We start from the raw sequence: 17,566 nt of genomic DNA, 5'->3' as shown, positions 1-17,566 counted from the left end.
ACCTCCATATAATATAAGTGATAAAGTTCATAATTGCACCGCAATAATTTATTATTGTTTAAATATCTTAGATTTACGATTAATAAACCCTATACCTAAACTGCGAAAGTTGAGTTATTATATTAAAGAAAACATCATTATTATAATAATAAGCTTCAATTAGGGGCATTGGATATGCAACTAAAGAAAAAGCAAACCAATTTACTGCTGTAACAAGCACAAAAAATTTTTGAAACTTAAATGCATACTTCCTGTTATTTACTCTACTAAATATAAATAGACCAATATCAGCTATGATAAACACTTTAATTATTATACTTATTAAATGAGGACAATTTATATGTCCCTGTTCTATATAAAACCATCCTAGTCCTCCAAAAATCAAAATAGCAATTAAGTTACCCAATAAATATCCATCTGTATCTCTAGGATGATATTTTGAATTTGAATATATAAATTGATAGAAATCTTCTTCTGAACATTTTTGTAATCCTAACATTATTTTTCTCCTAAGTTGTTATCCTCCAATTTTCTCTTTATGTTACCCGAAGCAGCCTCTATTTTTACGAAGAACCTTTTCTTTTCTTATTTTTATTCTTAAAGGATGGATTTATCTTGTTTTTATTTTTAAAAGTTGGATATGTTTTATATGGAAAATTAAATGACTTAAATCTCGATTTACAATACGCCACTATAATACATTCTGGAATAATACTCACTAATATTACCTGCATTATAAATGCTAATACAAACATTAATATTGGCACTCCCATATTAACTCCACTGTTATCCATAGATATTGCTGCTCTACGTCCTAATTTGCTTGCTATAACTATTATTGGAACAGAAAATCCTAGGTACGCAATCTTTCTACTGAAAAGTCTCTCATACAGTCCAACAGAATCTTTTCTCATTTCACCTTTTCTAATTAAAATTATAAGTCTTATAAAAACAAATATTGAATATATGCATACTAATATAATTGTGTATATTATTATTTTAAATAATGCATTATCATTAGAATAAGCTATAGCCAACGGCATTGGATATATACATAAAGATAAAGCAACCCAATTTATTGCTGCAACAATCACAAAAAATCTTTGAAATTTAAATGCATACTTTTTATTATTTACTCTACTAAATATAAAAAGACCAATATCAGCTATGATAAAAACTTTAACCATTATACTTATTAAATAAGGGCACTCTATATTACAACCTTCTATATAAAACCATCCTAATCCTCCAAAAATCAAAACACCAATTAAGCCACCAAGCAACCTAGCATCTATATCTTTAGGATAATATTTTGAATTTGAATATATAAATTGATAAAAATCTTCCTCTGAGCATTTTTTTAATCCTAGCATGATTTTTCCTCCTACTCATTACCAAAATATTTTCTTCATACAACTTCCTGCTTTATCAACACCTTCATTAGCCAAATCTTTAGTTTCATCTACAAAACTTTTTGGTGGCTTTCCAATAAACTTATGATTTATTGCTACGCCTATTGCCGCTCCTGCTACTGCTCCTACTACAGTTCCTGCAACTGGAACCAAAGAACCAATTGCTGCTCCTGCTGCTGCTGCTCCTGCACTAGAGCCCAGGTCAACTGTTGTATCTACCACAAATTTCTTATCTCTCTCACCATTAGCTAAACTTATATTGCTATTTTCATCTCTAAGATCATTATCTACATTATCGCTAATAGTTTTTATTTTGTCATAAACGCCAAAAGCTTTTCCAAACAAGTTTACTCCTGATGATATTTTAATATTTTTTATATCATTAATAACCTTACCTGATTTAATATACTTTACTTCTCCTAATAAATCCTCTATTGCACCGCTCTTAAAATTGGTAAAAACACGTTCTACATCTCCTAGATTAGCCATTTTAATATATTTATTTAAATCATCATACTCTCCTTTTAATATTTTGTTTGCATATTTAGACCACTTTCCTTTTTCTGTATCATAAATTTCTCCGCCTTCATTTAATAATCTCTCTGGGAATTTTTTCAATTTATTAATATTCCTAGAGTTTGGCCCAGTTAAAATTCTATTTAACTCTCTATCATTTAATATTTTAAACTCATCATGCAGATATCTCGCACATTTTTCTAAATCATTAGGATCTAATTTACTATTTTTTAATTTAATAAATATCTTTTCTCCCCTTTTTATTATTTGAAATGAGTTTCCTTTTAAAAGAAATCTTAATGCTTTCATTTTTCCTGGATCTATTGAAAATTTAAACATTTCTTTTCCTATTGCTTTGATTAAAAAATTATCTTCTGAGCCCAAATCACCTCTTAGCGCTTTTGAAAGCAAATATAAATATCTCTCCAAGCTGTTCTTGTCACTAAAAAATATCTTTTCTATTTCATCATCACTTATTTCCATGCTTCCTATATTGTTTTTATAATTTTTTAGGTTTGTCCCATCTAATGATACAAAATTATTGTAAAATGTATTATCAAATGCATATAACTCTCTCGCATAACTCTCTAATGCATTTGCAAAATTCATTAATTTCTTTTGGTTTTCCTTGGCTTTTGATATAGCATTACTTATCCCTGATGTATCTGGTTTATATGTCAAGTTATTTAATGAATTCAGTACATCAGTCAAATTATTTATTAAATCTTCATATTTAACACTACTAATATTTTTTAAGTTGTCCACAGTATCTTGACAACCTGCGTATTTTATTGCAAGTTTACTCATGTCAACCTCCGATAAAAACTTTACTAATAGTTGAGTAATCATCATTTTATTTTACTTTAGGCATTTTAATCAATTGCATTTTACCTTTGTTATACATATATCCTAAATCTACAGCTGCTTGTGGATTTCTGGTATAATTTGTAATTACAGTTTGATCATTTGGATTACCTAAAATAATTGCATTTATAGAGTTTTTAAATATTTTAGTCACCAGATCATATCCTTTAAGACCATTTGCTTGAGCACTAGCTATAAATGTCACACCTACACTAATTGCCTCTTCTATTATTTCCTTTACAGGTAAATCAGTGATTAAATTTATTTCTACTACAAAATTATCACAATCATCTATTAATACCATAATAGGACTTAATGAAGCATAATATATTTTTGGCATTAATCCTGGTTCCTCTGCCCTATGTTTTTCAAATTCAGCCTTTCTCTCATCAATTATTTCCTGCATTTTTCCCAAAAAATCTCTTTGCTCATCTTGTGATACAATATATTGGTTAACTTGATTTCTATATGGATAAAGTTCTCCACTTTTAGAATCAAATACATAAGTCTCTATATTTTCTCTTAATGAAAGCATTATTTTTAAAACATTTGTTTTACCAGTTTGCATTCCACCTACTACTAATTTAGTACCTCCATCTAATTCAATAAATTGAGTTCTTACATTTTCTGCATCTAATCCAACAGGAATTTTATTTTTATATTTCTTTTCATCTGCAAATTCTTTAAGCTTACTGATTGTAAGAATTTCTGGCAGCATTCTTATACTTTCTACTCTGTCCCCAGTATATAAATCTTTTATTTTTCCTATCATAGTTAATATTTTATTTGCATATTCTAATTCATCTTGAAATTCAACAGCTGAGTAAACCTGCATTATATTAACATTTTGAAGCTTAACCATAGCTCTGCCTGGTATATCTGGTAATGTATAATCACCTTTTCCAATAATAGCTCTAGTTTCAGTTTCATCAAATAAATAGTGCGCCATTTTGTTTTTAAAGTTATTTAACACTGCAAATTTAATTGCATTTTGACGGGAAGCTGTTGCTATTGTAAATATTCCTATACCAGCTCCATCTCTAGTTATTTTCATAATAAAATCTTCTGCTTCTATACCAAATTCCTTTATTACATCATAATTATCTATTATGATAAATAACGCTGGTAATTTTTCATCGCTTACTTCATTATACATATTAAAATTTGCTACACTTGCTTCACCTAATATTCTTTTTCTTTTCTTAGATTCATCGTCTATTATCTTACACATTTTTTGGAATTTAACAACATCATCAAATTTAATATAATCTCTTGTATGCGGTAACTCTTTCATTGGTACTAATCCTGAATTACCAAAATCCAATACAAAAAATTGTAGATTTTCAGGAGAATTTTTAACTGCAAGTGATAACATAATTGTTGTTAATGTTGTAGTTTTTCCAAATCCAGCTGACGAAAATATAACAAAATTTCCATCCTTCACAAAATTTAATTTATATTCATTTTGTGATTGGGCTTCTGGTATATCTACAATTCCTATGCTAATATTCGTGTCTAATTCTTTAAATTCTGCTGCATCAACTATATTTTCTTCATCAATATGTGGTGAACTGATTTTAGTTTCTAATGGAGGTAACCACGGTTTTTTTACACTTGATAATTGTAAGTTACTAAATAATTTATTTATGTAATCAACTGTTACATCTAACTCTGTTGCCTTGAGATTTAAATCTTCAGCACCACTACTTAAATCATTATTCAAAAGTTGACCTTGTCCCATATGATTAATAAGATACACTCTATCATCTATTGAATCGTCATCTTCATTATTTTCATATGCTGCTCCACTCCAGGCTGATTGAAATAATTCATAGATTTCATTATTTCCAACTTGCAAGTATGCTCGTCCAGGTTGAGTTATTCTTGCTGCATCTGGTGTTTTTATGATTTCATTACTGTCTGATTCATTTTGAACTTTTAATGCCAATTTAAATTTTGAGTTACTCCATATTTGATCATCAACTACGCCTGATGGTTTTTGAGTTGCAAGTATTAAATGAATTCCTAAACTTCTTCCAATACGGGCAGCACTAACTAACTCTCTCATGAAATCAGGCTGCTCCTTTTTTAATTCTGCAAATTCATCCGAAATTAAAAATAAATGTGGCATTGGTTCTTTAGCCTCACCATTTTTAAACAATTTATTGTATTGATTAATGTGATTTACTTCATATTCATTAAATATTTGCTGTCTTCTTGCTAATTCACTCCTTATTGATGCCATAGCTCTCATACTTTCAGAGCCATCTAAGTTAGTAATTGTACCTAATAAATGAGGCAAATTTTTAAATAAACTAGCCATGCCTCCACCTTTATAGTCAATTAACAAAAATCCAACTTCATAGGGATGAAAATTCACAGCTAAAGATAAAATATATGACTGTACTATCTCACTTTTTCCAGATCCTGTAGTACCTGCTATAAGACCATGCGGTCCATGGGCCTTTTCATGAAGATTTAAATACACATAATCATTTTTACCTCTTACACCTAGAGGAACTGCTAAAGTTTTATAAGCTTGATTCTTCATCCATAAATTTTCTATGCCTAATTCTTTAGGACTATTAACATTGTACATTTCAAAAAATGTTATGCTATCTGGAATTTGATTCATCATTCCCTTAATATGTTTTAAACAAGATAATCTTCTAGATAAATTACTTAATTTTATATCTACATGATTAAGCTTAACTTTCTTATTTACTAAAATTCCTTCATTTATTACAAGTGTTCCATACTCATAATTGTCAATTTTAAAAATCGTTTTAATGTTTTCAGGTAAGTTAGCTTTTAACTGGCTTGTATATATTATTGAAAAGCCTAATTTAGAATCATATTTTTGTAAATATTCCATTATAGAATGGTTTAGTATTAGACTTGGTTCATCAATAACAAATAGATAATAGGGTATAAATCTTATTTTATCTTTATTTTCCTGGTTTTTTATTTCCCTATCCTTTAATATTTTAGAAATATTTCCAAGCACTTGATCTCTTACTCTATCTGTATCTATAAGACCTCTAACATTTATTGCACTTATTTTAAAGTGAGGATACCATCTTAACCAATCAAAATTTTCTCTATATTTTTCATTATGTATCAATATTATTTCCAAATCATTATAACTTTGAAACAACGTTAGCTGAGCAAATATAATGTTTAATTGTTCATGAATATACTTCTTCTCTCCAACTAATCCAAAGTGTGCTTTTTTTAAGTCAATAGCAATTGGCATGTCCTTTACCATACTAAATTCATTATAAACTTCATTTGCTTGTTCTAATAATTCATCTTTTTCAAGTTGTATAGACTCATTGGAAAACTTCATTTTATAGCTTGGTTCTATATCAGCATTTCCTATTGATATACTTAAAAAATCTTCATCGGTATACGTACGTTCATATATTCTGCTGCTATAGAATTCTGTCATCTTATCTATCTGCTTTAATGTGGGGTTATGATATTTTAAGGATTCCATCTGTCTTCTCCTTAAATTATCTAATTTTTTTCTGAGATTTAATAAATATTTATTATATACTTCTTTTCTAAGCTTATTTTTTCTCTTGTCCTCTTTTTTATCACTTATATACGAAGTTGCTGAAAATACAGCACTCATCCCCATACCAGCAATACTCATTATAATGTATATTCCCCTGGGACTTATTAAACTTATAGCAATGGTTATAATTAGCATTACTAGTGGTGGTGCTATAAATCTTACTAGCTGTCCTTTTTTCTTTTCCACTTTGCTTGGTGGATTTTTAAAATTTACTGTTTCAGTTGGACAATCTTTAATTATTCTAGGTGATCTCTTATATTCTGGAAAACCTTCAAATTTTATTTGTTCTAAATCCATAGTGTGAAGAGAAGTTTCATATGACCTTGAGTCTCCTTCAACATATAATACATTATTATGATAAGTAATCTTAACTTTATCGATTAAAATTAAATCATCTTCGCTCAAAACAATTGGATTTTCCTTTGCTAACTTTCCATTCACATAGATTTCATATTCGGTAAACCTATACAATTTGCCTTTTTCTAATCTTAAGTTTAATTTCTTGATGTTTTTTAAATAAATACTACTGTCTTTTGAATCTCCTATGGTAATAAAACTATTTCCTTTTATTGATACTTTCTTTCTATCATTTATAAAATAGATGATAGATAAATTTTCTTTATCATTATACACATACTTTTCATAAGGTTTTAATTCTATCTTTTTCTGTCCAATATTTAAGATTGCTATATTATTTTCATTATAACAAGTTAAATCTCCAATATTTTTTTCTTTAGTTCCTACTTTGAAATCACTTGAAATATATACCTTTTTATCGCATGGAATCTCCCTTACCATTTCATTTTCAAGAAATAATACACTATTTCGATAATACATTTTTCCTCCTACTCACTTGGAACTAAATTTAATCCGCTTCCTGATTCACTGGATTTATCTCCACTTGTACTTTGAGCTTTAGATGTATTAGTAGTTGTTGAATCTTTTGCTGCATTTTTTTCAGTTTCTTCTCCTACATTTAGTTCTTTAGTTAACTTTTCTATTTGAGATTGTAATCCCTCCTGTGCTTTTTGCTTTTCTTCTCCGGTCATTTCATCATTATCTTGTATATACTTTTGTTTATTTAAAAGAGCATATAAAAGTAATTCGTCATCTTGCACCTTTTTAGCTAAATCTATTGCATTATCATATTTTGACCTTCCTATTGCAATCCAATAATCTAAAATATTTTCATCACTCTTATCATTTAATGTAGCTATTATATTCTTCTTTTTACTTTCTGCAAGATTTTCTGACACTACATATGAATATGCCAGCTTATATTTCGATTCTTTATCAAGTTTTAAGCCTCTTGTGTTTTCAAAGCATTTTATTACACCTTCATAATCCTGTTTCATATAGTAACTATTAGCTTTAATTACCTTTTGATCAAATGGAACTAAGAATACAGATGTATAAACTGTATAAATCATTAATCCCAGTATTACTAGACTCATTGTCCATATACTATACTTTTTTACTTTATAATTTTTTAATTTTATTTCTATGTAGTTTTCTTCATCCTCTTTTTCTTGCATTTTTAAATCTTCTAAAAGTTCATTTTTAATTTCTTCAATTGTTTCAAGTGATATGTATTTCTTAATTCTCTTATTCTTTTTTATCAAATCCATACCACCATTATAAAAGTCATTGTATGAACATCGTTTGTCAAATACATCTGCAATTAAACTTTTATACTGCAAAACTAAATCTTTATAATCCATAATTTCATCCTCTAATCTTATATCTCTGTTCAAGATTTTTGGAATATAATTATAGTCATAATAAATGTTATTTGGTTCTAATTTAAATGAATATTCATCTGCTATTTCTAAAACATTGCTAACATTTATTAAAAATCTTAGCTTTTCAACAGCTCTTCTATTTTTTATTTCACTAAAAGGTTGTAACTCATTTAAATCATATATAAATTTTACCTCTTCATCTTTAATGTTTACTTTACATGGAATTAAATATGTGTTTTCATAAGTTATTCTATTAATTTCACTATCCCTTTTAGCATTTAGCTCTGATATCTTAACTATCTTTTCAAATTCATTTTTTTTCATAATCATTTATCCTCTATAGTAATTCTAATCTATCTCCTGTATATATATTATTTTCTTCAAAAGTGCTATATACAGAAATTATTCTCTTCTCTCTATTCGATTTACAATAATTTATCTTTTGTAAATCTAAATTTAAAGCTAAACCATCATTAACTATCTTTATAGCTTCTTGTATCACTTGTTCACTATTTAAAGATATATCAAATTGACCTTTATTCTGTGCTCTAAAATCCAGTGTAATCATTATATTCACCGCGTTTTTCTTCTTCCCTTCGTTTATTTATATAATACAATCTAGTCAACACGCCTGTTAGTATGCATAAAAATGTAATTACTGAAACAGCCATAATTTTAATATTATTATCATCATTATCATATTTTTCATATTCAATTTTTTTCTGCATATTTGATTGAGAAAACAAATTATATGTTTCTACCTTTTGAGAGAATTCTTTATCTCTAATAGATTTTGCATTATCTGTTGATAAGAAAATGCTATTATATAAGGCTTTTCTATTCTCCTGCTGTTTATTACTTACTTCTTGTTTGGTCTTTTCAACCTTATCCGTAAACAATTCAATTCCATATATGTCTGATACTGACATATATGACTCACTTTCGCTGTTTTTTAAAGAATCAGGATCTATATTCAATTCATTATTTGCATTAACTTTATATACATTAGACGTAAATGTAATTAGAATCACTAATATACTTACTATTATATTCTTTTTCATTTTTTAACTCCTAAAAGAGAGATATTTAACATCTCTCTTTTAATTTAATTATTAACTGTATTATTTAACTCCAAATTGTGAAGCTATTTCTTGATCTCTTTCTTGCATTGCAGCTCCAGTTTGTTGTAATTGATGAGAAATAGTTTCTACAAGATCATGCATATTTACAAAACTTGGTCTTAATTCATTGAATTGATTAGCAAAGCTTGTACTTGCTTGTCCTTCCCATTCAGTTTGTAATTCTGATATTAATGAAGTCATCCTAGTAATTACCTCATTAATTTTTTCTGCTTCTTGATGATAATCCCTTGATCTTTCTATCATACGTTCTGGTGAAATTCTAATTTGATCTGACATTTTGATTTCCCCCCTCTTTTTAGATTCTATTCCTTATTATAACATAATAATTATATTTTTTCCACTATTGGAATGTTTTTGTCTAAATTAATCCTTTTTAACAGAATGTTTGTGTAAAATCAAAAGATTTACTGTCTATTCTATTATAATAACGTAAGTTTGAAATAAAAATATTATGTGTTCAAAAATAACATCTGTTTCTTTAAACTTTTTAAATATAGGCGTTAATTTTTTTGCGGTTACAAATATTTTACAGCATCAAGGAAGAATAAAACAATATTCACACGCATGTACGAAAACATTAAAATAAAGGAAGTATATAAATATTAATGTAAAAATTAGATATATATGGTCAATTGCATTAATATAAAAATGCAATAAAGCAAATTAGTACATGGGAGAAAATAAATGGATTTTAAATTAGATATTGGTGAATTAACTAATACAATAAATGAATATGAAAACATTATAAAGACATTAGAAGAACAAAAAGAAAATATAAATAAAACTATCGCAGAGCTTACTGAAGCTGGATGGTCAGGTGAAGCAAAAGATAAATTTATGGAAAAGCATATTAAAAATCAGGAGTTTTATACAAATTTAATAGAAGATATAAAGTACGTGAAAAATGCTTTAGAAAATGAAGAAAAGCCAAGGGCAGTTAGATTAAAAAAGCAAAGTGAGGATTTTGTAAACTGCATAAAAAGAAGTGGGGGTGGGACAGCCCTTACAAATGATGATACAGGAATTATTTCACTCCAATATGGAGGGCAATTTCAAATAAATAATAATGTTAGTGAATGTATAGATAATTATAAAAAGATGAACTCTAAATTTGAAGAAATATTAAACTTAGCAAATAGTTTAAGCTTTACATCATTCCCAATTGCAGATGATGTTTTGAATTTACAAAATTCACTTAAAAATCAAACAACAAGTTTGACAGAATTCAATGATTCATTTAATGAATATTGTAATGGTGTAAGAGATATGGAAGAAAATATATGCTCAGTATTTTCAAAAATATCAGGAATAACTGTAGGAATATCTGAATTCAGGAGTGTTTCTGCTATTTCAGAAAATGGACAAGTAGATAAGAATAAAGTAATACAATTAATGCTAAAAAATCCAAATTACTTGACTAATGGAGAAAAAGAGATATTATCATATGTAGAAAAAGTATTAAGTAAAGATGAATATGATGAATTAAAAGAACAAGTGCTAAAACAGAAGAAAAATGAAGAACTTGTATCAAAGATAAAAGATTTAATTGAAGGTTGTTTAAAGATAAAGAAAGATTTAATAAATGACCCTGTAGATTCTTTTAAATATTTAAATAGTAGTGTTAGTAAAAGTGATTTCGGAAAGGTTATAAAAAGTAGTGAGTATTATCCTCTGGTAAAGTATTTAACAATTAGAGGAGAAGCTATAACATCTGGTGGCATCAATTTCGTAAAAGCTCTACTTGAACTGATAAAATCAGCAGGAGAATTTGGTGGTGAATTAACCAATGTTGCAAAAATAGAATTGGATAGAATTTTTGGAACAAATGGAATGGATAATGATGAAACTTATAAAAAAGCACTAGCGAAAAATGCACAAGAATTATATTATGCAGGGGATAATGCATATAATATAATAAAAAACATTCCAAAAGGAATATGGGAAGATATAAAGACAACAGGAGATATAAATAAAATAAAAGATTTCTTCTTAAATCCAGACATGTCATTGGATGATGCAGAAAAGTGGACTGAAAGTACAATAAATTTAATTGGGATAACTCGTGGTGGAAAAGCTCTATCAAAGGGTAAGATTCCAATTCATGAAAAATTATCCATAGGTGAAGATTTAAAAATTCCAGATATGAAGACAATAGGAAATATAAAAACACCGGGAAATAAAGCTGAAAATATGACACAATACATAAGGTCAGTATTATATGGACAACATCAATTTGCATTACCAAATGGAATGGGAACAATAAATGCTTCAGAAGATTTATTTAAGTTTTCTAAAATTGAAGATAATGTGTCTAATGAGGCTAAAAAAATAATTGAGGGAGCGGCTGAAGCTGGAGTAGGTAAAACAGGTGAAGGAATACATTTAGAAAATGTAAAACCTGATGTACTTAAACAGATATATGCTGATGATAATGGAGCATATGGATATTTACCAAATAAAGGTACTGAATATGATAGATCAGAATATGATTTTACAGATGTTGATTGGGCAAAAACACAACAGAAAACAAGAGCAGATTACCTTGAAGCATCTAAGCAATTGGAAAGTGATGATGATGTAATAAATACACTATTAGGATTAGTGCATTAGGAGGGATAACTTTGATAATATTAAATAATTACTCTAAGACGAGGACATATATTATATTAGAATCTACTGGATATTCAATAGTTGAAAAAGATAAAACACAGTTAGCTAGGCAAGGGGTAGGAGGATTTAGTGAAGATGGACAATTGTTAGGTATTTATGTTGATGCAGATAAATTCTTTTTTCTATATAATGATAATAAATATGAGACAAATCCTGATGAGATAATCTGTACAAATGCGAGAATAGATGATGGAAAACGTAACTTTCAAGTTAAAATAAAGGATAAGGTTGTATGTGATATTACATATAAACCATATATAAGTCCATTCGTGTTAACTTTTGGTGATGATGAGGATGAATTTGATTTTCTACTGTACTTAAGTAATTTGATGTTGAGCAAAGATTCTATTTTGAATTTTATTAAAGGAATGAATAATTTAAAAAAGTTTTAACATCTAGATTATAATCTTACTACAAAATTATGATTATATTAACTGCAAAAAAAATAATTCTATAGGATAATAGTAAAACTATACAAGGCTATAAGTGAAAATGCTGCATAATTATCATAATGCAGTTAGTTGTAGCAAAAGTAAAACTAAATACATGGTAGAAACAATCGACGTTAACGCTGACAAAAAGGCGTTATCCTTTTTTCTATGCCTAAAACAATGAAAGGAGCAAATAAGTATGAAAAATGAATTAGTACAGAATTTCAAAACACAAATGGACAAGTAGATAAGAATAAAGTAATACAGTTAATGCTAAAGAATCCAGGAGAGTTAACAGCAGAAGAAAAGCAAATACTAGAATATGCAAAAATTGTTTTAGGAGATTAATATAATAAATTAAAATTAAAAGATAATATACAATCTAAAAATAAGCCCAAAGATGATTCAAAAACAGTTATAGATGAATATATAGCTGGTGATGACAAAAGTTTATTTAGTGCAAAAATAACTGCTTTAGAATTAGATGCAGATAAACAAGCTAAAGTAGGTTTATTTGAGTATAAGAAATAATATAGAAAAAATGGAAATAAAATTAAAAAAGACTTTTCACCAAAACTTAATCTTGGAGTGGAAGGATCATTTAAAACAGTAGAGTTATCTGGGAAAATGCAAGGTGGAGATAAAGATTTAGGAATGGAAGGAAAGATATCTACAGCTGCTTATAGTGGAAAAGCAGAATTGGGTATAGAAATGGGAAAAGATGAGGTGACTGGAAAATTAAATTGTAAGGGAAAGGCAGGAGCTATAGCAACACTTCATTCGGCAAAAGCTGAACAAAAGTTTAAAATACTTGGTCTAGAAATAAGTGTTGAAGAAGAGGGACATTTAGGAGCAATTGGGGGAACTGCTGAAGCTGGAATAGATAATGGTAAGCTTAAGGTATCAGCAAGCGCTGCTGCACTTTTGGGAATAGGTCTCTCAGTATCGGTAGGGTTTGCAGATTAAGGGGGTAATTATTCTTGGGAGACATAAAGGAATGATCATTTGGATTTAAAGAATTAAAGTTTTTTTTATTTAAGAAAAAAATTTGTAAAATCTGTGGAAGAAAAATGAAGAGAGTAACCGAGGAAAAGTATATTGGAGAGAAAAAGTTTAGAAGTCCAGTTGAAGGTTTATGTTTTGGTGATGCATACGAAGTTAAAATTTTTTATTATTGCTCCAATTGTAATAAAAAATATTCTTTAGAAGAGTTAGTGGAGGGAAATTAACAAGTATGAAAAATTTAATAAAAAGAATGATATCCAATAAATTATATATAGGCTGCTTGGTTATTGTATTTATACAATATATTATAAGAATCAATTATGTTAAACAATCATTATTTAATACCATGAGTATATCAACCATTAGTGAATACAGTTTATTAATATTAGCTATTTTAGGAGCAACACTTCTTGCAGGAACTATACTTTTTATTGTAATTTATGTTTTTATACTAGTATTTAAAAATTTTATATTACCTATATGGGAAAAATTATTTAGTTTTTTGAGAAAATAAAGGAGAAATTAACTATGAAAACATTGCTACCAATAGGTTCAGTTGTATTGCTAAAAGATAGTGACAAAAAATTAATGATAACAGGAAGGTTACAAATACAATTAGAAGGCAAAGATAAAAATCGATGGGATTATTGTGCCTGTTTATATCCAGAAGGAAATTTGAGGCCTGAAAGTTCAATATTATTTAATCATGAGCAGATTGAAGAAGTTTGTTTTTCAGGATTTCAAGATATAGAGGAATTGGAATATAACAAGAAAATAAGCGAATATCTTAATAATAGAGCTTATGCACACAAACATAACCCTTCATAAATAGGCATTTAAGCACTTGATTTTTCCCAAATGGCTGTTGCATGGGATTTGTGGCCTTTTACACTTAGTGTCTTCTAATATAGTGAATGTTATAGATGCAATTGAAAATGATAATGTTGAAATTACAACTATCTCAAATGTAGAAAGTATATTGGGTGTGAAATTCCCTAAAGATTATATTGAAATTGCAATGAAAAATGATAGTGGATATCCGAAGCCAAATAGATTCAATTTCAATGATAATGAGGAAGTATTTAATAATCTCTTAAGCTTTGATGAAGAAGATTACAGTAACATTATAGATACCTATAATGATATAAAGGATAGGCTAATTGGAAGAGTAATCCCGTTTGCAGAAGACCCATTTGGGAATATGATATGTTTTGATTATAGAAGCAATGAGCAGCCAGTAGTAGTATTTTGGGAACATGAAAAAGCATTTAATGATACGGAGTCAGCGATAAGTTATTTATGTGACACTTTTACAGAATTAATATTGATGTTGCATGAACCTCAAGAATAAGAGATTGTCACTCATAGACTTACTGCAAAAAACAAATCATTCTAACTGCATAATAATTAGAATAGATGCTAGGCATAAGTATGCTATATGATTTAATAAATTAAGACCATAAAAATAATATTGTGCTCACTGCATAATTATCATTATGCAGTGAGCAGATGAGCAAAAACAGAATTAATGCTAAAATGGTAGTAACAGGTAAATGATGTTGCTACCATTTATTTTTGTAGCTACAGTTTCAACCCCAAGGGGGGAGACTAACCCTGGTAGTAGAATATATGCCCCAACTAAACCTATGAGTCTATCAAATTATCCTAATCCAGACCCAGATTTTACAGCACCACAAGTAAGATATGGACCTAAAACAATAGAGAAAATTGAAAGAATGAGAAAAGGTAGAGGGCCAACAGCTAAAGCTACTCATGAAGATAGAAATATAGAAGACTCATCATAGAAGACAAAAATCAGTAGAGAATGGTGGAATATTAGATGATTTAGAGGAGTATACTCATAGACGTGGTGGAAATCATACTAGACATACCGAACCGTCAGGAACTTACTCCAGCTCAAAGAGCTAAAGAAATAAGGGAGTATTGGAAGAAACGTGGTAGTGAATATATATTACCAGGAGAGAGTATATAAAAATAAAAAATAGAGGTGATAGCGGATGGAATACAATGAAATAGAATCTATATTATCAACTATATTAGAAAAAGAAACAGATATATTAGACAAACCAACAGCTGAGGAGTGGCAAGAATTAAGCAATAAGTTTAATTGTTCATTTAGTGATGAATTTAGATATTTTATTGAATTGACGTCATTATGGTCATTTCCAGGGAATATTTATAATGTATCAAAAGGAAATAATAATGGAAATGATACAATAGAAGATGTATATAATCATGAAATGAGAAATGGTAATTGGAATGCCCATATGATACCATTCTATGGAATAGGAAATGGAGATTATTTTTGCATATACTATAAATACATTCTTGAAAAGAACTACATTAATTACTACTGATAGTAAAGAAAGCTCTCCTAAAGGAATATATTATTGGCCCTGCCAAGTTCTATTTTAATGCTTTTGTATTCCCATTACAGATTTCCTCCTATTTTATATCTGTAATATTAGCAAAATAAACTTTTTAAATATAGGTGTTAATTTTTTTACGGTTACTTTTAATCTATACGTAAACTACTTTTTAAATATATTTGCATTATATTCCTGTAAAAATAATGCTGCAATTCAAAAAACATAAAATAGCTTATTTCATACATGAAAAACATTCTAATTCCCCTTACCTGCTTTTCATGTCAAAAAAACACCGTTTCATGCTTTTTGTGTTTACATTTTATATGAAACCTATTAAAGTTATAATGTGGGTTTATGCCCAAAGGAGGTTAAATATGATGGATAAAACAATTTTAAAAAGAGTATTTTCATTAAGAAACATCCTATTTATATTTATTTTGCAATTATTAATTATTGTTTTATGTGTAGGCTGTAACAGCAAAACAGGTTATGACTTTTCAAATTGGCCTTATACTATTCAGGACATTTATGGCTCTAAAATATTTGTGCACAATCCTACAGACGGATTATTGATTGATGTCAAGGAAAAAAACATAACAAAACTTTTTGATTCCAAAAAAGTACACGCCACAAGAGTACAGGGAAGTACCACAGTTATTAACACCATTAGTCCCGATTGTAAAAATATTATATTTAACTTTCATGGAGCAGATGAAGATTTAATTGATAAAAATAAAGATGAAGATCAATTAAAAATATATAATATACAATCTAAAAAGTTAAAAACTCTTATTAAAAAAGGTGGATACAATGCAGTGGGCTGTTGGTCAAGGGATAATGGTAAGTATATATTTAGCAGTAATAGATTAGATAGTATATACATATATGATGTAAAAAGCAACAAAAGTGAAAAAATAAAAAGGCCTAATGGCAAGTTTAAGCGTAATTGTAATATTGTATATATTAAAGATAAATATATTCTTTGTGTAATTGATAATAGTTTATATCAGTATTCAGATAATAATTGGAACAAAGTGCTAGATAACTGGGATGGATACATCTACAAAAATAGTGCAGATAACTGTTATTTAATGGATAAAAATCAAGTTTCGAAGTTGGTACCAAAAACAAGACAAATTAGCAAAGTATATTCAATACCAATGAATTCAAATGCTATTCCAGTATTTGATACTACAGATATGCTCACCTTCCTAAATAACAATGAAATTCATGTATTTGACACATTAGCTAATAAAGAAATTCTATTTAAAGTACAAGATAAATTAGAGGATTTTCCACTATATTATATTTCGCCAAACAAAAATAGGATTCTTATGAGGTCTTATAATGATGATAAAATTACAGTAGCTAGTATAGGTAGTTCTGAAATTTACAAATATGATACAAGTAAAAAAACATCCCATTATCCTGCTGGCTGGTATGATAATGATTCCTTTATTTTAATAGATGGAGGAAATGTAAAGAAGCCAAAGACAGTAAATATAAAAACACAAGAGGAAAAAAACTTAATTGGTTGGTAATACCAGTGATTTTTAGATTCAGATGGAGTTTTGCTCATGAGCAAAGTATAATAGAAAATCCTTATAATAGGTCGCCATATAACCATGAATGGAATATATCTAAAAAAATAATAGTCTATTCAAAAACGCTTAACATATAGAATATATTTGTTAAGTGTTTTTTATTGTCAATTATAAAAATTTAATTTCAATCAAAAATTAAATGAACCATTTGATGGATATATACATCTAATTAGTGTAAAGCAAAAAAGTAGCGCTGCAGTTTGCAAGGAA

The 17,566-nt window shown here is 28.0% G+C and carries 19 protein-coding genes; 11 read left to right on the top strand and 8 right to left on the bottom strand.

Features of this window, described 5'->3' with window-relative positions; translation table 11 throughout:
• Nucleotides 1-79: 79 nt before the first annotated feature.
• The 8 genes from BS101_RS02475 to BS101_RS02440 all read right to left on the bottom strand — a co-directional run bounded on the left by BS101_RS02475 (nt 80) and on the right by BS101_RS02440 (nt 9,532).
• Nucleotides 80-499 carry a hypothetical protein gene (locus tag BS101_RS02475; protein WP_073537380.1) on the bottom strand — a complete coding sequence of 140 codons (420 nt, stop codon included), beginning with the start codon at nt 497-499 and terminating at the stop codon, nt 80-82.
• A gap of 64 nt (nt 500-563) precedes the next feature.
• Entirely contained in the window at nt 564-1,373 is an 810-nt protein-coding gene (locus BS101_RS02470) for a hypothetical protein (RefSeq protein ID WP_073537379.1), read from the bottom strand.
• A gap of 18 nt (nt 1,374-1,391) precedes the next feature.
• A complete protein-coding gene (locus BS101_RS02465) occupies nt 1,392-2,735 on the bottom strand; it encodes a hypothetical protein (RefSeq protein ID WP_073537378.1) in 1,344 nt (447 codons plus the stop codon).
• Between the two features lie 46 nt (nt 2,736-2,781).
• Nucleotides 2,782-7,209 (bottom strand): type VII secretion protein EssC, encoded by a 4,428-nt coding sequence (gene essC, locus BS101_RS02460; protein ID WP_073537377.1) that lies wholly within the window; start codon nt 7,207-7,209, stop codon nt 2,782-2,784.
• Nucleotides 7,210-7,217: 8 nt separating this feature from the next.
• Complete coding sequence (essB, locus tag BS101_RS02455; protein ID WP_073537376.1) at nt 7,218-8,438, bottom strand: type VII secretion protein EssB; 1,221 nt, start codon at nt 8,436-8,438, stop codon at nt 7,218-7,220.
• Between the two features lie 13 nt (nt 8,439-8,451).
• Entirely contained in the window at nt 8,452-8,682 is a 231-nt protein-coding gene (locus tag BS101_RS02450; protein WP_242951459.1) for a hypothetical protein, read from the bottom strand.
• Nucleotides 8,663-9,175 carry a hypothetical protein gene (locus BS101_RS02445; protein ID WP_073537374.1) on the bottom strand — a complete coding sequence of 171 codons (513 nt, stop codon included), beginning with the start codon at nt 9,173-9,175 and terminating at the stop codon, nt 8,663-8,665. The genes BS101_RS02450 and BS101_RS02445 overlap by 20 nt, the downstream gene beginning before the upstream one ends.
• Nucleotides 9,176-9,235: 60 nt before the next feature.
• Nucleotides 9,236-9,532 (bottom strand): WXG100 family type VII secretion target, encoded by a 297-nt coding sequence (locus BS101_RS02440; RefSeq protein ID WP_073537373.1) that lies wholly within the window; start codon nt 9,530-9,532, stop codon nt 9,236-9,238.
• Nucleotides 9,533-9,940: 408 nt separating this feature from the next.
• Here BS101_RS02440 and BS101_RS23180 point away from each other — a divergent pair, with 408 nt between their 5' ends.
• The 11 genes from BS101_RS23180 to BS101_RS02390 all read left to right on the top strand — a co-directional run bounded on the left by BS101_RS23180 (nt 9,941) and on the right by BS101_RS02390 (nt 17,293).
• Nucleotides 9,941-11,866, top strand: coding sequence for a hypothetical protein (locus BS101_RS23180; protein WP_198039550.1), 1,926 nt, complete (start codon nt 9,941-9,943; stop codon nt 11,864-11,866).
• Nucleotides 11,867-11,877: 11 nt separating this feature from the next.
• Complete coding sequence (locus BS101_RS02430; protein WP_073537372.1) at nt 11,878-12,318, top strand: hypothetical protein; 441 nt, start codon at nt 11,878-11,880, stop codon at nt 12,316-12,318.
• 627 nt (nt 12,319-12,945) lie between these two features.
• Nucleotides 12,946-13,323 (top strand): hypothetical protein, encoded by a 378-nt coding sequence (locus BS101_RS02425; protein WP_198039549.1) that lies wholly within the window; start codon nt 12,946-12,948, stop codon nt 13,321-13,323.
• A 104-nt stretch (nt 13,324-13,427) separates the two neighbouring features.
• Nucleotides 13,428-13,586, top strand: a complete 159-nt coding sequence (locus BS101_RS23655; protein ID WP_242951375.1) for a hypothetical protein — start codon at nt 13,428-13,430, stop codon at nt 13,584-13,586.
• A 5-nt stretch (nt 13,587-13,591) separates the two neighbouring features.
• Nucleotides 13,592-13,876, top strand: coding sequence for a hypothetical protein (locus BS101_RS02415; protein WP_073537370.1), 285 nt, complete (start codon nt 13,592-13,594; stop codon nt 13,874-13,876).
• Between the two features lie 14 nt (nt 13,877-13,890).
• Complete coding sequence (locus BS101_RS02410; RefSeq protein ID WP_073537369.1) at nt 13,891-14,190, top strand: DUF4176 domain-containing protein; 300 nt, start codon at nt 13,891-13,893, stop codon at nt 14,188-14,190.
• Between the two features lie 67 nt (nt 14,191-14,257).
• Nucleotides 14,258-14,713: an SMI1/KNR4 family protein gene (locus BS101_RS02405; protein WP_198039548.1), complete on the top strand. Its 456-nt coding sequence runs from the start codon at nt 14,258-14,260 to the stop codon at nt 14,711-14,713.
• A gap of 202 nt (nt 14,714-14,915) precedes the next feature.
• A complete protein-coding gene (locus BS101_RS23175) occupies nt 14,916-15,167 on the top strand; it encodes a hypothetical protein (RefSeq protein ID WP_198039547.1) in 252 nt (83 codons plus the stop codon).
• A gap of 62 nt (nt 15,168-15,229) precedes the next feature.
• Complete coding sequence (locus BS101_RS24150; protein WP_278335274.1) at nt 15,230-15,355, top strand: hypothetical protein; 126 nt, start codon at nt 15,230-15,232, stop codon at nt 15,353-15,355.
• 25 nt (nt 15,356-15,380) lie between these two features.
• The gene (locus BS101_RS02395; protein WP_242951374.1) at nt 15,381-15,740 is read left to right on the top strand and encodes an SMI1/KNR4 family protein; all 360 of its coding nucleotides are present in this window, start codon (nt 15,381-15,383) and stop codon (nt 15,738-15,740) included.
• A 386-nt stretch (nt 15,741-16,126) separates the two neighbouring features.
• Nucleotides 16,127-17,293, top strand: a complete 1,167-nt coding sequence (locus tag BS101_RS02390) for a hypothetical protein (protein WP_073537368.1) — start codon at nt 16,127-16,129, stop codon at nt 17,291-17,293.
• Nucleotides 17,294-17,566: the final 273 nt, after the last annotated feature.

The sequence above is a fragment of the Clostridium kluyveri genome, from assembly GCF_001902295.1.
Classification (GTDB): domain Bacteria; phylum Bacillota; class Clostridia; order Clostridiales; family Clostridiaceae; genus Clostridium_B; species Clostridium_B kluyveri_B.
Note: the sequence above shows the minus strand (reverse complement) of the source record. Positions and strands in the feature narration are given on the sequence as shown.

Excerpts from the sequence above, each read along its gene's own strand:
- BS101_RS02475 (WP_073537380.1), bottom strand. The coding sequence starts at position 499 with ATGTTAGGATTACAAAAATGTTCAGAAGAAGATTTCTATCAATTTATA.
- BS101_RS02470 (WP_073537379.1), bottom strand. The coding sequence starts at position 1,373 with ATGCTAGGATTAAAAAAATGCTCAGAGGAAGATTTTTATCAATTTATA.
- BS101_RS02465 (WP_073537378.1), bottom strand. The coding sequence starts at position 2,735 with ATGAGTAAACTTGCAATAAAATACGCAGGTTGTCAAGATACTGTGGAC.
- essC (WP_073537377.1), bottom strand. The coding sequence starts at position 7,209 with ATGTATTATCGAAATAGTGTATTATTTCTTGAAAATGAAATGGTAAGG.
- essB (WP_073537376.1), bottom strand. The coding sequence starts at position 8,438 with ATGAAAAAAAATGAATTTGAAAAGATAGTTAAGATATCAGAGCTAAAT.
- BS101_RS02450 (WP_242951459.1), bottom strand. The coding sequence starts at position 8,682 with ATGATTACACTGGATTTTAGAGCACAGAATAAAGGTCAATTTGATATA.
- BS101_RS02445 (WP_073537374.1), bottom strand. The coding sequence starts at position 9,175 with ATGAAAAAGAATATAATAGTAAGTATATTAGTGATTCTAATTACATTT.
- BS101_RS02440 (WP_073537373.1), bottom strand. The coding sequence starts at position 9,532 with ATGTCAGATCAAATTAGAATTTCACCAGAACGTATGATAGAAAGATCA.
- BS101_RS23180 (WP_198039550.1), top strand. The coding sequence starts at position 9,941 with ATGGATTTTAAATTAGATATTGGTGAATTAACTAATACAATAAATGAA.
- BS101_RS23655 (WP_242951375.1), top strand. The coding sequence starts at position 13,428 with ATGAAGAGAGTAACCGAGGAAAAGTATATTGGAGAGAAAAAGTTTAGA.
- BS101_RS02415 (WP_073537370.1), top strand. The coding sequence starts at position 13,592 with ATGAAAAATTTAATAAAAAGAATGATATCCAATAAATTATATATAGGC.
- BS101_RS02410 (WP_073537369.1), top strand. The coding sequence starts at position 13,891 with ATGAAAACATTGCTACCAATAGGTTCAGTTGTATTGCTAAAAGATAGT.
- BS101_RS23175 (WP_198039547.1), top strand. The coding sequence starts at position 14,916 with ATGATGTTGCTACCATTTATTTTTGTAGCTACAGTTTCAACCCCAAGG.
- BS101_RS02395 (WP_242951374.1), top strand. The coding sequence starts at position 15,381 with ATGGAATACAATGAAATAGAATCTATATTATCAACTATATTAGAAAAA.
- BS101_RS02390 (WP_073537368.1), top strand. The coding sequence starts at position 16,127 with ATGATGGATAAAACAATTTTAAAAAGAGTATTTTCATTAAGAAACATC.